Origin of the sequence: Nocardia sp. 852002-51101_SCH5132738 (assembly GCF_001665695.1) — a bacterium.
Taxonomy (GTDB): Bacteria; Actinomycetota; Actinomycetes; order Mycobacteriales; family Mycobacteriaceae; genus Nocardia; species Nocardia nova.
The window spans coordinates 81412-94611 of sequence record NZ_LZML01000049.1 but is presented as its reverse complement, the minus strand read 5'-3'; the positions used below and the strand labels follow the sequence as shown (position 1 = coordinate 94611).

Sequence of the window (13200 nt, the reverse complement as noted above, 5' to 3'; positions counted from 1 at the left end):
ACAGGTTCCAGGGGGGAGCAGGGGCGGTGTGCCCGAGAGCCCGAGGGGCGGTGCACCCGAAAGCCCAAGGGACAACGAGGTTCCGCACCATGCCACCGATGGCAGCACTACCGAAATCTCGCCACGCCAGGAGAGCGAACAACCATGACCCAGCCCAACGTCACTGTGACCAAGCCGATCTACGCGACCGTCGGAGCCGGTGACGCGCTCTACGCGGCGGTCAACGATATCGTCGACCGCGTCCGCGACCGCGCCGCCACCGTCGATGTGAACTCCCGCGTCGAGGAGGCTCGCGAGCGCCTGTCGAATCTGCCGGCCGATGTGCAGGATCAGATCGAGACGCTGCGCGGCCGCCTGACCGGACTGCCCTCCGAACTGCCGGACGACCTCGCCGAACTGCGCGAGAAGTTCACCCCGGAGGAGCTGCGCAAGCTGGTCGACCAGTACTACCGCCAGCTGGTGGATCTGTACTCGGATCTGGCCGTGCGCGGCGAGGAGACCGTCGACCGGCTGCGTTCCAACCCCGGCTTCGACGAGCGTTTCGACAAGGTGGAGAACATCTACACCGATGTCGTCACCCGGGCCGAGGATGTGCTGACCAAGGTGTCCGATCAGGCTCGCGGGTTTCTGGGTAAAGCGGCCGAGCAGGCCGACGAGGCCGCCGCGGTCGTCGACGCCGAGGTCGTCGCGGTGACCACCGAGGCTGCCGCCGAGGAGCCCGCCCCGGCCAAGAAGGCCCCGGCGAAGAAGGCCCCCGCCAAGAAGGCGCCGGCCAAGCCCACCACCACCACCGCCGCGAAGAAGACCACTCCGGCCAAGAAGTAATTCGGCCGCAGCAAAGACCGGCCGAGGGGTAATCCGGAACCGTCACACGGATCCGGGTCGTACCGGATCCCGCAACGCCCGCATGCGCACTGCCGCATGCGGGCGTTGCTTCTATCATGGGTGCTGTGTACCAGCTGACTAGTGCAATCCTGTGGCTGCTCTGGCTCGCCGCGATGGCCGCGACCATCTTCGCGCTGGTGCATGCGATCCGGCAGCGCGCCGACGCGTTCACGGCCGTGGACAAACTCACCAAACCGATCTGGGTGTCGATTCTGGCGGTCGCCCTCGGTTTCCTGCTGCTCGCTCGCACGCCGGTGGGATTGCTGGGGATCGCCGCGGTGATCGCCACGGGTATCTATCTGGCCGATGTGCGGCCTAAGGTCGACGAAATTCAGCGCGGTCCGCGCTGGTAAAACAGCGAACCCCGCGCTTGCACTAGCAAGCACCCACTCCTTCGGGTTACTGTATCGATCGGTAACACACAAAGGAGTGTTCTCATGCAGGCAACGTTGCCCAGCACGGTGGCGGGGATCGTGAAGCGTCTCCGCGGGCTGCCGGCCGCCCATCGCGCCGCACTGCGCACCCGGTCCTACGACCTGCCCGCACTGAATTCCCCGGCGGTGCCGTGTGAGGTGACCGCGGTGACCGCGTCCGACGGCACCCGGCTGCGCGTGCACAGTTACGGCCCCGCCGACGGCGAGGCGATCGTGCTGGCGCACGGCTGGACCTGTTGCATCGAATACTGGAATCCCCAGATCAACGCCTTCGCCGGCGAATACCGGGTGATCGCCTACGACCAGCGCGGTCACGGCGAGAGCGAATCCGGCACCGCACCGCTGTCCACCGATCTGCTGGCCGACGATCTCGCGGCCGTCCTGGATGCCATGCTGCGCCCCGGTCAGCGCGCGGTCCTCGTCGGGCACAGTCTCGGCGGAATGACCATTCAGGCCTGGGCCGGCCGGTATCCGCGGCAGGTCGCCGAGCGGGCCGATGCGGTGGTGCTGGCCAATACCGCCTCCGGTGACCTGATCGCCGAGACCACCGTGGTGCCGCGCTTCAATCGCGGTCCGCTCGCGCTGCCGTTCCCGATCGGCCGCCTCGGACTCGGCCTGCCGGTGGTGTTCCCGCCGATCCGGCTGGTGAAGTGGATCTTCCGCCGCCAGATCATGACTCTGGCCGCGGCCGGTGAGGTGGTCGATTTCGCCCTGGCGATCGTGCGCTCCTGCCCGGCGCGCGTGCGTTCGCGCTTCGGCTTCCTGCTGGCCGAACTGGCCCTGCAGAGCTGTACCCGCTGCGTGACCGTGCCGACCACGGTGATCTCCGGTTCCGTGGACGATATGACGCCGCCGGTGCACTCCGAGCGCCTGGCCGAGGAACTGCGCTCGGTCGGCGCGTTCCGCAAGCTGGTCGAACTGCCGACCGGCCACCTCGGCAACGTCGAGGCATCCGAGGCGTTCAACGATGAACTCGCCGAGGTGCTGGACGAGACGTACGCCTCGCGGCACGTGCGCGAGGCGACCGCCTAGCCGGTTCGGCAATCGCTTGGCGAATTCGGCGTAGCACTTGTGTGGCGCCGGCCGATAGAAGCGGGTAGTGGGACGTTGCGCCGGCGGATGTGAATGCCGTTGGGCGGAATGGGTATTCGGCCTCTGTGGGGGTGTGAGCAGCGCTGAGGTGCGGCTTCGCCGGACAAAAGTGCGAAACCGGAAATTCTTCGCTGCTTGCACTAGCAAGCACCGTTGCTAGCGCGGTAACGTGCGGTAGGACACAAAGGAGTGCTCATGCTGGTGAACCTGCCCGAGAACGTTGCCGCCCTTCGGACCGGCATCGGCGCTCTGACCGGCGGATACCGCGCGAAAATGCGTTCGCGTACCTACCGCACGGCCGAGTTGAACTGCGCGCCCGACGCAGAGGTCGTCTCGGTCACGACGACCGACGGCGCCCGGCTGCGGGTACACGCGTACGGCCCTGCCGACGGCGACGTGATCGTCTTCGTGCACGGCTGGTCCTGCTGCCTCGAATACTGGAACCCGCAGATCAACTCCTTCGCCCGCGACCACCGCGTGATCGCGTTCGACCAGCGCGGTCACGGCGACAGCACCCTGGGGACGGGCCGGTTCGACGCCGAACAGCTGGCCGACGATCTGTGCGCCGTCCTGGACGCGGTTGTGCCGGCGGGACGTAAGGCCGTCCTGGTGGGACACAGCATGGGCGGCATCACGATTCAGGCCTGGGCCAAATTCCATCCGGAGCAGGTGGCGCAGCGCGCGAGCGCGGCCCTGCTGCTGACCACGACGGCGGGCGATATCGCCGCCGAAACCCGGGTTCTGCCGATCTTCAACGACATCGTCCCGGCCCCCGACTGGCTGGGCCGCGCCTTGTTCGGCCAGCCCGTGCCGTTCCCGGCCGGTGCTCCGGTGCGCGGAATCTTCAAGGCGCGCATCATGAATCGGTACGCCACAGCGGATCAGGTGGACTTCGGGCTCTCGATCGTGCGCTCCTGCCGTCCGCTGGTGCGGGCGAAGTACGCGCTGGCGCTGATCGAACTCAAAATTCACGGCGCCGCAGCGAATCTGTGCATCCCGACCAGTGTCGTGGCCGGGGCCTACGACAATCTGCTGCCGGAGAGCATGTCGCGCAAGATCGCCGACGAGCTCGCCGCGGCGGGCAATCTGGATCGCTATTCGGTCTTCGCCACCGGACATCTGGCGAATGTCGAGGCGAGTGCGGAGTTCAACGCCGAACTGCGCCGATTGATCGAGGTCACTCGCTTCGGCCGCCGTGCGGTGGCGGGCTGAGCGCCCGGCGACTGCCCGCCGGGGCTGGACGTACTCGCGGCGCGGGTGCATCCTGGTGACCCACGTTCGGATCGGGAAGTCGCCACAAGACCTGTCGTAGCGGAGCCGCTCTGCCGGCTCCGCGCGGCGAGGACGGCAACACGATGCTGAATCGTGTTGTCCGCCAAGGCCGGTCAAGGGCGCCCGGTCTTGGCCCGCCGCGTCGCCACGAGAAGACCGGCTACGAGAAGACGCGCTACGAGAAAACGACGGTGCGCCGCCCGTGCACCAGCACCCGCCCCTCCAGGTGCCAGCGCAGTCCGCGCGCGAGCACCACACGTTCGATGTCGCGGCCCTGCCGGACCATGTCGCGCACTGTGTCGGCATGGTCGATGCGGCTGACGTCCTGTTCGATGATGGGCCCCGCATCCAGGTCGGCGGTGACGTAATGGCAGGTGGCGCCGATCAGCTTCACGCCGCGGGCGAAGGCCTGGTGATACGGCCGCGCCCCCACGAACGAGGGCAGGAAGCTGTGGTGGATGTTCAGCGCGCGCCCGGCCCAGTGCTCGCACAATTCGGCCGGCAGCACCTGCATGAACCGCGCCAGCACCACCGCGTGCGGATCGTGGGCGTCGGTGAGCTCGCGCACCCGCTCGAAGGCCGGGCCGCGTTCGGCCGGATCGGCGGGGAAGGGCACGTGGTGGAACGGAATACCGTGCGCGCGGGTCATCTCGCCCAGATCCGGATGGTTGCCGATCACCGCTTCGATAGTGGCGGGCAACTCGCCACTGGCGGCCCGGCCGAGCAGATCGTGCAAGCAGTGCCCGTCGCGGCTGACCAGCAGGACCGCGCGGCGGCGACGCCCGGAATCCAGCAGCTGCCAATCGGTCTGCGGGCCCAGTTCGGCGGCCACCACGGTGAAGCGCTCACGCAACTCGTCGATGCCGAACGGCACGGTCGCCGCCGCGATGGCCTGGCGGGTGAAGAACCAGCCGGTATCGGGATCGGAGTGATAACCGGCCTCCACGATCGACCCGCCGAACTCGGCGATGAACGAGGTGATGCGGGCGATGATGCCCGGTCGGTCGGGACAGCCCAGGCTCAGGACGAAACGCCGATCATCGGCTGACGCGGTGCCACTCATGGGCACGATCCTCGCAGGTCGCACGCGGTTCGATCACGCCGCCCGGGCAGCGAGCCGCAAAGCCGGTCCGGGGTAAGCCAATTCGCGGGCCGCATCGGATCGCGAGCGCTCGGCGGCCCTGAACGCTCGCGGGCTGTGCCAGACTTGGTCCCCATGTCCGAAACCGTTCCCACCGCCTACACCCGCGCCCAGGTCGCCGCGATGATCGATCACACGTTGCTGGCCCCCGAGGCGACCGCCGCCGACGTCGCGAACACCATCGCCGAGGCTCGTGAACTGGGTGTCTACGCGGTGTGCCTGTCTCCGTCGATGCTGCCGGTGACCGCGCCCGGGCTGGTCGTCGCCACGGTCGCGGGCTTTCCCTCCGGCAAACACCACTCCCTGGTGAAGGGCACCGAGGCGCGATTCGCGGTAGAGCAGGGCGCGGCCGAGGTCGACATGGTGATCGACATCGGCGCGGCCGTCGCGGGGGACTACAACGCGGTCCTCGCCGATATCGTCACCGTCCGCGAGGCGGTCGAGGATCGGGCGCTGCTCAAGGTGATCGTCGAGTCCGCGGCGCTGTCGGATGCGGCGATCGTCGAGGTGTGCCGTGCCGCCGAACGCGCCGGCGCCGATTTCGTGAAGACCTCCACCGGATTCCACCCCGCGGGCGGCGCCGAGGTACGGGCCGTGCGGCTGATGCGGGAGACCGTCGGCGGGCGGCTCGGCATCAAGGCCAGCGGCGGAATTCGCACCGCCGCCGCGGCCGCCGAACTGATCGACGCCGGTGCGACCCGGCTGGGGTTGTCCCGCTCGGCCGATGTGCTGGCCGGCTTCCCGGAGTAGAGCCCGCGAGCGGCGCCGGGCTCGCTGCACCCCGGCTCGATCAGCAGCGGATCTCCGTGTCGCCACCGCCCTGCAGGGTGGTCGGGCCGCCCCGCAGCGACACCGAGATGCCGTTGTCGGTGACCTTCACGCTGGTCGGCTGCATACCCAGCGGGTAGTTCTGCAGGCTCTGCGTCATCGAACCGACGATGCTGTCGACCAGATCGGTGGGCAGCCCCAGCCCGAGCAGCGAGGCCGACTGCGTGCTGACCTCGATCTTGCCGTCCACGATGTGCGGCTGAACCTTCAGATCGGCGATACCGCCGAGCACCTTGACGTCCAGGGTGCCGCCGGCCGGATCCGATTCCACGCCGGAGACGAGCCCGGTCAGGGTCTGGGCGATGCCCTCGTTGCTCCAGGTCGCGTCGGCGGAGCTGCTGCCGACCTTCGCGCCGCCGCGCCCGCCGTCGAGCAGGGTGATGTCGTTGAGCCGGGCGTGCACCTTCATGTCCACGGCGGGCCCGAACTTCGCGTCGTCGCTGTCGACGGTGATGTACTGGACCTTGTGGTCGACGGCGGTGAGCAGTAACGGCTTCGGCCCGAATCCCACATCGACCTTCGACCCCAGCTCCTTCTCGACCTGGGAGGCCATGCACTGCTGATTCTTGTGGCGCAGATAGGTTTCGGCGCCCGCCGCGGTGCCGACCAGCGCGAGCAGCACGACGAGTCCGACGATCAGTGCGATCCGCCGCCCGTTGCGGCGTTTGGGTTCACCCGCCGGTGCGGGAGCGGGTACCGCGGTGTCCGGAGTGGTCATGGCAACCGATTCTTCCCGAGCTTTCTGAGCCCGCTCTGTGGAGCCTGTGAGGCTTGTCATGCAGTGCCGACGCGATTGTGACATGAGGCACAGCGGTCCGGCGTAACCTGATCCCATGTCCGCGCACGATGCAGGGGACGCCGCGGCCGCGCGCCGACCGGGGGATTCCGAGCAAGGCTGGTGGGTGCTGCGCCGGCTGGCCGATCGGCACGCCGGATACTTCACCACGCGCATCGTATTGCGGGCCGGCTGTGAGCACCGGATCCGTGGCGCCCTCGCCGACGGTTCCGTGATCCGCGCCGGCCTCGGCATTCTGCGCATGGCCGATTGGCCGGACGGCCCGCTCGACGAATACGCGATGTGGGCGGCCTGGTTCGACGGCGCCGCCGCCGTCTCCCATCACAGCGCTGCCGAACTGCACGGCCTGGGCCGCCTGCGCCCGCGCTTTCTGCACCTGTCCGCGAGTGCGGGCCGCCCGCCCGCGGCCCCGCGGCTGGTCGTCCTGCGCCGCGAGCTGCATCGCGGTGATGTGGAGTCGGCCGGTGCGTTCCTGGTGACCACCCCCGTGCGGACCGTACTGGACCTCGCCGAAACCGGGATCGGACAGGGGGCGCTGGACGAGGTGGTCGCCGACGCGGTCGCCATCCATCGCTGCATTCCGCACGAAATCGCTTCGGCGAGTGCGAATTTGCCGCCGCATGCGGCCGCACGGGTGCGCCGCGCCCTCGCCGCGGCCTGAACCCGGCGATCGCGCACCGCGAATTCAGTCGGGCCGCACACACTCCCACGGCACCGACAGGACGCAATCACGCATCCGCCGCCGGTAGTTCCGCACCGGAAAGCCTTGTTCCCGCAACAGTTCCGCCGCCACCCGCCAGCGCACGCGCGGCCCGTACACCGCCATCGGCGCGGCATGCGCCCACGCCCGGTCGGCCGCGGTGAGCAGCGTGTGCACGCGTTCACCGCGAATATTGCGGTGGATCAACGCCTTCGGCAGCCGTTCGGCGATATCGGAGGGTTTGCCGACGGTGAACGGATCCCAGGCCAGCGTCAGCGAGATCGGGCCGTCGCGGCCGAGCAGAATCCACGCGCAGCGGCGGCCCAGTTCGTCACAGGTGCCCTCGAGCAGGAGTCCCTCGGGAGCCAATCCGCCGAGAATTGTCGCCCACGCCTGCGCGACCTCGCTCTCGTCGTATTGCCGCAGCACATTGAACGCCCGCACCAGGACCGGCCGCAGTCCCGCGAGTTCGAACCCGCCCCGGGCGAAGTGCACGCCGTCGCGAGCGGGAACGACGCGCTCGGGATCGATCTCCAGACCGACGACGCGAATGTCGGCGCGCACCCGGCGCAGCCGGGCCGCCAATTCCAGCGTGGTCACCGGACTCGCCCCGTAGCCCAGATCGACCACCAGCGGGTCCGCGGCCGCCCGCAGCCGCTCGACGACCAGTGGATCGTGGCTCAGCCAGCGGTCGCTGCGGCGCAGCCGATTGATCCCGGTGGTTCCGCGCGTGATGGCGCCCACCGGCTTGGACGTACCCCCGGCCGACGGTACGGCGGCAGTGCGCGAGTGGCCGGCCGAGCCGAGATGTCCGATGTTCGCAGCACCGGGCCGGCCCGGCGGTCTCATCGTGGTGATGCAGGCGTGCGGTGGAGCCACGGAACTCAGGCCGTCGGGCGCTGCTCTTCGAGCCACTGCTGGGTGAATTCGGCTTCGGCGCGGAACAGGTCCACGAGGTTGACCAGCATCATCTGCTCGAGTTTGGGCCCCAGCATCGGAATGAAGACCTTGGCCACGGGTGAGGTGCGCAGGGTGCAGCCGGTCTCGGTGGGAAACAAGCGCACGGTGCCGGTCAGCGTCCCCGGACCGGCCGGAATCGATGCGCTGAACTCACCCTCGACCTCGGGACCGAACGGCCCGTAGCTCTCCTTGCGGGTGATCACCAGGTCCTTGCGCATCACGGTCTGCGCGATCTCGGGCAGCATGTCGCGCGGCAGGATGTGGCGGACCTCGACCTCGATACCGTCGCCGTCGGCCTGCAGGTGGACCACCTCGTTCGGCGAGTGCTTGCGCATCTCCTCCATCCGCGCATCCCAGTAGGCGCGGTCGGACAGCGCCGCGTACACCTCTTCGGTGGTGTGCAGCGGATAGCGAGCGGAATAGTCCAATCGGCGGGCCATGGGGGACCAGGGTACTGGTCCCCGGGGAGCGCCCCGATCAGTGGTTGGCGATCCAGGTGTTGGTGAAGTCGGTCTCCGAGGCCAGCAGTTCCAGCAGTTTCTCGGCCACCACGGCCTCGATCTTCTTGCCGAACAACGGGATCGTCACCTCGACCGAGCCGTCGACCACGGCCTGGGAGGCGGTGTCGGAACCGGTCAGGGTGACCGTGCCGCGCACCTTCGCCGGCGCACCCTCGACATGCGCTTCGAAAACGCCGGACAGGCCCTCGTAGGTTTCGGTACGCGGGATGATCAGATCGCCCGGGCGGACCGAGGTGATCGCGGCGGGCAGTTCGGAGGCGGGGATGGTCTGCACCATCTCCACGCGCAGCCGGTCCCCGTCGGCCGAGAAGGAGTCCAGCCGCGCACCGGGCCCGCCGACCTCCTCGATGCGGTCCTTCCAGTACTGCTCGTCGGCGAGCGCAGCGCGCACCGCCGCGGCGGGGTGCGCGTAGTGAGCTGTGTACGCCAGGGGTGTCGCCATGGTGTGACACGCTACCGTCTTTCGATGTGCAGACATCTCGAGTGGTGGCATTCGACAACGTGCGGGAGTTGCTGGCCGCGACCGGCGCGCAGGTGCGCGAATCGGTGCCGCTGGCGCAGCTGACCACCCTGCGGGTCGGCGGGCCCGCGACGGTCGCCGAATGTCGCACCACCGAGGCACTCGTCGAGACGGTGCGCACGCTCGACACCGCGGGCGTTCCGGTGCTGCTGGTGGCCGGTGGCTCCAACCTGCTGATCGCCGACAGCGGATTCGCCGGCGTCGTCGTCCGCATCGCCACCGACGCCGTCGAGCTCGGAGCCGACAGTGTGACGGCCGAGGCGGGCGCGGACTGGGACGGCGTGGTCGCCACGACGGTCGCCGCCGGATTCGGCGGACTCGAGTGCCTGTCCGGAATTCCGGGTTCGGCCGGCGCGACGCCGGTGCAGAACGTCGGCGCCTACGGCGTCGAGGTGGCGCAGGCGCTGCGCCGGATTCACCTGCTGGATCGCGTCAGCGGCGAAATCCGATGGGCCGCACCGGAGGAACTCGGCTTCGGTTACCGCACCTCGGTGCTCAAGCATTCCGATCGGGCGGTGGTGCTGGCGGTGGAGTTCGAGGTGAATCCCGACGGTGCCAGCGCCCCACTGCGATACGGCGAACTGGCCCGCGCCTTCGATGCCGCCGACGGCGAGTCCCGTCCGGCCGCGGCCGTGCGCGAGGCGGTACTCGCCCTGCGCGCCGGCAAGGGCATGGTGCTCGATCCGGCCGACCACGACACCTGGAGCGCCGGGTCGTTCTTCACCAATCCCGTGGTGGCGCACGATCGGGCGCCCGCCGTCGTCGAGGCGATCCGGGCGCATGTGGGCGATATCACTATTCCGACCTATGCCGCCGAGGGTGGGGTGAAATTCTCCGCCGGCTGGCTGATCGAACGCGCGGGATTCGGCAAGGGTTTCCCAGGTCCGGACGCTCCCGTCCGGTTGTCGACGAAACATACACTCGCCCTGACCAACAGGGGTTCTGCCCGCGCCGCGGACTTGGTGGGCCTGGCGCGCACCGTGCGGGCGGGCGTCGAACAGTGTTTCGGAATCAGGCTGGAACCCGAACCGGTGACCGTCGGTCTCGAGCTCTGACGGGTGGCGGGCGCCACGTTCCGATCGGGCCGGGCTGTCGGAGGGGCGCGGTAAATTCGCGGAAGTGAACATTCGAGGAATTGCCGGCCGCCGGGCCGTTCTGGTCGGGGCCGGCCAGCTGGCGGTGGCCGCGCTGGTGGCCGGATGTTCGGGCAGCGGCGGGAGCGGTTCGTCCGCGCCGAAGGAGTCCGGCCCGGTCGCGAAGCTGAAATTCGAGCCCGGGAACGGAACCGGCGACGTCAACCCGATCGCGCCCGTCTCGGTGACCGTGACCAGTGGCCGCCTGGACCAGGTCGCCCTGACCAATCCGGACGGTAAGCAGGTCACCGGCGTCCTGTCGCCCGACAGGAGCAGTTTCAAGGTCAACGAGCCGCTCGGCTACGGCGTCACCTACACCTGGTCGGGTACGGCGGTCGGCACCGACAACAAGCCCGTGCCGATCGAGTCGAAATTCACCACCCTCGCCCCCAAACAGACCGTGCCCGCCACCATCAACATCGGTGACGGGCAAGAGGTCGGCATCGCCGCGCCGATCATCGTGCAGTTCAAGAAGCACGTCGAGAACAAGGAGGCGGTCGAGAAGGCGCTGACCGTCACGACCACTCCGGAGACCGAGGGCGGCTGGGCCTGGCTGCCCGACGAGAACGGCGGGTCCCGCGCGCACTGGCGCCCGCGCAACTACTGGGCGCCCGGCACGGCGGTGACCTTCGCCGCCAAGCTGTACGGCCTGGACCTGGGCGGCGGCGTCTACGGCAACTCCGATCTGTCCTCGCAGTTCACCATCGGCCGCAGCCAGATCGTGAAGGGTTACGCGCCCAGCCACCGGGTCCAGGTGATCCGGGACGGTTCGACGCTGTTCGACTTCCCGTGCAGTTTCGGCGAGGGCAACGAGGCGCGCAACGTGACGCGTTCGGGCATTCACGTGGTGACCGAGAAGTACGAAGACTTCCTGATGTCGAATCCGCCGTTCTACACCAACGTTCGCGAACGCTGGGCGGTACGCATCTCCAACAACGGCGAATTCATCCACGCGAACCCGGAATCGGCCTCCGCGCAAGGCAATACCAACGTCACCAACGGCTGCATCAACTTGAGCACCAGCGACGCCCAGCAGTACTTCCCGACGGCCATGTACGGCGACCCGGTCGAGGTCACCGGCACGTCGATCGCCTTGTCCGCCGCCGACGGCGACCTCTACGACTGGACCATCGACTGGGACACCTGGAAGACCATGTCGGCGATCCAGGGCCAGCCCGCACCGGTGGTATCGGCGACTCCGGTGGCGCCGGGACCCGTGCGCGGCGGCAGCTAGAACCCGCTGACCGGCCCGTCGAGTTCGGGCCGTCGTGGTCGCGTCCGGCTGCGCGCCGGGCGCCGGCTCAGCGGCGGGCGAAGCGGCCGGCGTCGGCCTGGTCGCGCGGCTTCACCACGATGGTGTCGAGGTTGACGTGCGGGGGGCGGCTCGCGACGAAGCCGATGATTTCGGCGATGTCGGCGGCGAACAGCGGGTCGATACCTTCGTAGACCTTGGCCGCGCGCTCGGTGTCGCCGCCGAACCGGACCAGCGAGAATTCGGTTTCGACCGCGCCCGGCGCGATTTCGGTGAGCCGCACCGGCTTGCCCAGCAGCTCGCCGCGCAGTGTGCGATGCAGGACGGCCTGCGCGTGTTTGGCCGAGGTGTAGCCGGAGCCGTTGTCGTAGGGCTGCAGGGCGGCGACCGAGGTGACGGTGACGATCAGCCCGTCACCCGAGTCGATCAACTTCGGCAGCAGCGCCTTGGTCACCCGCAGCGTGCCGAGCACGTTGGTCTCCCACATCCACCGCCAGTCGTCGAGGTCGGCCTCGGTGACCGGCGCCAGCCCCTTCGCCCCGCCGGCATTGTTGACCAGCACGTCGGCCCGTTCGACCGCATCCGTGAACAGGCGTACCGACGACTCGTCGGTGACGTCCAATTCGATTGCGGTACCGCCGATTTCGTCGGCCAGCGCCTGCAGCCGGTCCATCCGGCGCGCCCCCACGTACACGTGATAGCCCTGTTTCGCGAGCTCGCGGGCGGTAGCCTCACCGATTCCCGAGCTCGCTCCGGTGACGACGGCGTGACGAGTGCTCATGGGAATCGAGCCTAGCGTCCCCGTTAACCTGGCGAGCATGGCGATTCGGGATGTGGTCAGCGCGGACGGAACCAATATCGTGTATGAGGTCTCCGGGCCCGAACAGGGACGTCCGCTGGTGTTGTTGCACGGGTGGGCCGGCACGTTGCGGTGCTGGGGCCGTGCGGCGGAGATTCTGGCCGAGACCTTCCGCGTGGTCGCCGTCGATCTGCGCGGGCACGGGTACTCCGATGCGCCCGAGACCGGATACGACGATCCGAAGAACTGGGCGGCCGACGTTGCCGCGGTGCTGGCCGCGGAGAACATCACCGCCGATGCCGTGCTGCTGGGCTGGTCCTACGGCGGCATCGTGCTCAGCGACTATCTGACCGCGTACGGCACCGGCGCCGTGGCCGGGGTGGTGTACTGCGGATCGCAGGCCGGGATCGGCCGGGGCGTCGAGGGTTCCCAGCCCGGGCCGGCGATGCAGAAGGCCATCCCCGACGTGTTCGAGGAGAGCGCCGGCCGGGCGATGCGCGGCTTCGCCGCCTTCGGCAACGCCAACACCGGACCCGGCCGGGACAAGGGCGAGGACGCCCAGCGCCTGTTCGGCGGCAGCCTCGCGACTCCGCCCCGCGTCCGCAAGGCGCTGTTCTACCGCACCGTCGACAACACCGAAACCCTGCGCAACCTCGACGTTCCGGTCTTCGTCATGCACGGCACCGCCGATCCCGTGGTGCCCGTCGAGAACGGCCGCTACATCGCCGAGCACGCCCCCGAGGCGCGCACCTCGTTCTGGGACGACGCCCAGCACGGCCTGTTCGTCGAGGATCCCCAGCGCTTCGCCGATGAGCTCACGGAATTCGTTGTCTCGCTCGGGTGATCCCGTCCACCACCACCTCCCAG

At 68.9% G+C, this 13200-nt stretch carries 15 protein-coding genes; 9 read left to right on the top strand and 6 right to left on the bottom strand.

The window, feature by feature from the left end:
* Positions 1-144: 144 nt before the first annotated feature.
* From A5789_RS07935 to A5789_RS07920, 4 genes are all read left to right on the top strand, one after another.
* Positions 145-825, top strand: a complete 681-nt coding sequence (locus tag A5789_RS07935) for a hypothetical protein (RefSeq protein ID WP_064904453.1) — start codon at positions 145-147, stop codon at positions 823-825.
* Between the two features lie 116 nt (positions 826-941).
* Positions 942-1238 carry a DUF2516 family protein gene (locus tag A5789_RS07930; protein ID WP_030516156.1) on the top strand — a complete coding sequence of 99 codons (297 nt, stop codon included), beginning with the start codon at positions 942-944 and terminating at the stop codon, positions 1236-1238.
* A gap of 84 nt (positions 1239-1322) precedes the next feature.
* The gene (locus tag A5789_RS07925; protein ID WP_064904451.1) at positions 1323-2351 is read left to right on the top strand and encodes an alpha/beta fold hydrolase; all 1029 of its coding nucleotides are present in this window, start codon (positions 1323-1325) and stop codon (positions 2349-2351) included.
* A 255-nt stretch (positions 2352-2606) separates the two neighbouring features.
* A complete protein-coding gene (locus A5789_RS07920; protein ID WP_064904449.1) occupies positions 2607-3623 on the top strand; it encodes an alpha/beta fold hydrolase in 1017 nt (338 codons plus the stop codon).
* Between the two features lie 235 nt (positions 3624-3858).
* On the opposite strand, the gene purU is transcribed toward A5789_RS07920, so the two are convergent.
* Positions 3859-4746 (bottom strand): formyltetrahydrofolate deformylase, encoded by an 888-nt coding sequence (gene purU / locus A5789_RS07915; RefSeq protein ID WP_030516159.1) that lies wholly within the window; start codon positions 4744-4746, stop codon positions 3859-3861.
* A gap of 153 nt (positions 4747-4899) precedes the next feature.
* Between purU and deoC the strand changes: the two genes are divergently transcribed.
* Positions 4900-5574 (top strand): deoxyribose-phosphate aldolase, encoded by a 675-nt coding sequence (deoC, locus tag A5789_RS07910; protein WP_063016257.1) that lies wholly within the window; start codon positions 4900-4902, stop codon positions 5572-5574.
* Between the two features lie 40 nt (positions 5575-5614).
* Here deoC and A5789_RS07905 read toward each other — a convergent pair whose 3' ends face one another.
* Positions 5615-6370, bottom strand: a complete 756-nt coding sequence (locus A5789_RS07905; protein WP_082940536.1) for a DUF2993 domain-containing protein — start codon at positions 6368-6370, stop codon at positions 5615-5617.
* A gap of 115 nt (positions 6371-6485) precedes the next feature.
* Between A5789_RS07905 and A5789_RS07900 the strand changes: the two genes are divergently transcribed.
* Entirely contained in the window at positions 6486-7109 is a 624-nt protein-coding gene (locus tag A5789_RS07900; protein ID WP_063016258.1) for a hypothetical protein, read from the top strand.
* Positions 7110-7133: 24 nt separating this feature from the next.
* Here the strand turns inward: A5789_RS07900 and A5789_RS07895 are convergent, their stop codons facing one another.
* The 3 genes from A5789_RS07895 to A5789_RS07885 form a co-directional block, all read right to left on the bottom strand.
* Entirely contained in the window at positions 7134-7892 is a 759-nt protein-coding gene (locus tag A5789_RS07895) for a hypothetical protein (RefSeq protein WP_064904448.1), read from the bottom strand.
* A 140-nt stretch (positions 7893-8032) separates the two neighbouring features.
* Positions 8033-8548: a DUF2505 domain-containing protein gene (locus A5789_RS07890; protein WP_063016260.1), complete on the bottom strand. Its 516-nt coding sequence runs from the start codon at positions 8546-8548 to the stop codon at positions 8033-8035.
* 37 nt (positions 8549-8585) lie between these two features.
* Complete coding sequence (locus A5789_RS07885) at positions 8586-9071, bottom strand: DUF2505 domain-containing protein (protein ID WP_063016262.1); 486 nt, start codon at positions 9069-9071, stop codon at positions 8586-8588.
* 41 nt (positions 9072-9112) lie between these two features.
* Between A5789_RS07885 and A5789_RS07880 the strand changes: the two genes are divergently transcribed.
* Together A5789_RS07880 and A5789_RS07875 are read left to right on the top strand one after the other, a co-directional pair.
* Positions 9113-10204 (top strand): UDP-N-acetylmuramate dehydrogenase, encoded by a 1092-nt coding sequence (locus tag A5789_RS07880; protein ID WP_082940535.1) that lies wholly within the window; start codon positions 9113-9115, stop codon positions 10202-10204.
* Positions 10205-10274: 70 nt separating this feature from the next.
* Positions 10275-11516, top strand: coding sequence for an Ig-like domain-containing protein (locus A5789_RS07875; protein ID WP_369817541.1), 1242 nt, complete (start codon positions 10275-10277; stop codon positions 11514-11516).
* Positions 11517-11583: 67 nt separating this feature from the next.
* Here the strand turns inward: A5789_RS07875 and A5789_RS07870 are convergent, their stop codons facing one another.
* The gene (locus tag A5789_RS07870) at positions 11584-12315 is read right to left on the bottom strand and encodes an SDR family NAD(P)-dependent oxidoreductase (protein WP_063016266.1); all 732 of its coding nucleotides are present in this window, start codon (positions 12313-12315) and stop codon (positions 11584-11586) included.
* 37 nt (positions 12316-12352) lie between these two features.
* Here A5789_RS07870 and A5789_RS07865 point away from each other — a divergent pair, with 37 nt between their 5' ends.
* Positions 12353-13177 (top strand): alpha/beta fold hydrolase, encoded by an 825-nt coding sequence (locus tag A5789_RS07865; protein WP_064904446.1) that lies wholly within the window; start codon positions 12353-12355, stop codon positions 13175-13177.
* The last annotated feature ends 23 nt before the right edge of the window (positions 13178-13200 follow it).

What these genes read in the sequence shown, in the direction of transcription:
- A5789_RS07920 (WP_064904449.1), top strand. Translation starts at nt 2,607, where the DNA reads ATGCTGGTGAACCTGCCCGAGAACGTTGCCGCCCTTCGGACCGGCATC.
- A5789_RS07865 (WP_064904446.1), top strand. Translation starts at nt 12,353, where the DNA reads ATGGCGATTCGGGATGTGGTCAGCGCGGACGGAACCAATATCGTGTAT.
- A5789_RS07885 (WP_063016262.1), bottom strand. Translation starts at nt 9,071, where the DNA reads ATGGCGACACCCCTGGCGTACACAGCTCACTACGCGCACCCCGCCGCG.
- A5789_RS07905 (WP_082940536.1), bottom strand. Translation starts at nt 6,370, where the DNA reads ATGACCACTCCGGACACCGCGGTACCCGCTCCCGCACCGGCGGGTGAA.
- A5789_RS07870 (WP_063016266.1), bottom strand. Translation starts at nt 12,315, where the DNA reads ATGAGCACTCGTCACGCCGTCGTCACCGGAGCGAGCTCGGGAATCGGT.
- A5789_RS07930 (WP_030516156.1), top strand. Translation starts at nt 942, where the DNA reads ATGGGTGCTGTGTACCAGCTGACTAGTGCAATCCTGTGGCTGCTCTGG.
- A5789_RS07935 (WP_064904453.1), top strand. Translation starts at nt 145, where the DNA reads ATGACCCAGCCCAACGTCACTGTGACCAAGCCGATCTACGCGACCGTC.
- A5789_RS07925 (WP_064904451.1), top strand. Translation starts at nt 1,323, where the DNA reads ATGCAGGCAACGTTGCCCAGCACGGTGGCGGGGATCGTGAAGCGTCTC.
- A5789_RS07900 (WP_063016258.1), top strand. Translation starts at nt 6,486, where the DNA reads ATGTCCGCGCACGATGCAGGGGACGCCGCGGCCGCGCGCCGACCGGGG.
- deoC (WP_063016257.1), top strand. Translation starts at nt 4,900, where the DNA reads ATGTCCGAAACCGTTCCCACCGCCTACACCCGCGCCCAGGTCGCCGCG.
- purU (WP_030516159.1), bottom strand. Translation starts at nt 4,746, where the DNA reads ATGAGTGGCACCGCGTCAGCCGATGATCGGCGTTTCGTCCTGAGCCTG.
- A5789_RS07890 (WP_063016260.1), bottom strand. Translation starts at nt 8,548, where the DNA reads ATGGCCCGCCGATTGGACTATTCCGCTCGCTATCCGCTGCACACCACC.